The organism is Pseudomonas sp. AC463, from assembly GCF_979253585.1.
Genome location: NZ_CEEDDZ010000235.1, coordinates 1 through 364 on the forward strand (window position 1 = coordinate 1; position 364 = coordinate 364).

The 364-nt window shown below is 69.8% G+C and carries 1 protein-coding gene; it reads left to right on the forward strand.

Going from position 1 to position 364, the window contains the following annotated elements:
- Positions 1–364 (forward strand): sugar-binding domain-containing protein (locus AC0IYH_RS29940; RefSeq protein ID WP_471837726.1); only part of this gene is annotated, 364 nt, incomplete at both ends.

A 364-nucleotide genomic window follows, 5' to 3' on the forward strand; every position in this document is an offset into this window, starting at 1 on the left:
ATTCGGAGGACTCCAAGCTTCCCAGCGACTTCGACGTCACGCGGCTGGTGAAGCCGGGCCGCAACACGGTGGCGATCCAGGTGCACCGCTGGTCGGACGGCAGCTACATCGAGGATCAGGATTTCTGGCGCGTCAACGGAATCGAGCGGAGCGTCACGCTCTACGCCGCCCCCGCGACCCGGCTGCGCGACCTGTCGGTCGTGGCGGGGCTCGATCCAGCCTATCGCGACGGCACGCTTGCGCTGAAGGTCGACGTGGCCGGCGAGACGCGCCCGACCCGCGTCCGCGCGACGCTACTGGACGGCAAGACGCCGATCCTGACCCGCGACGGCGACGTCACGAGCGGCGGCGTCACCCTGAACGG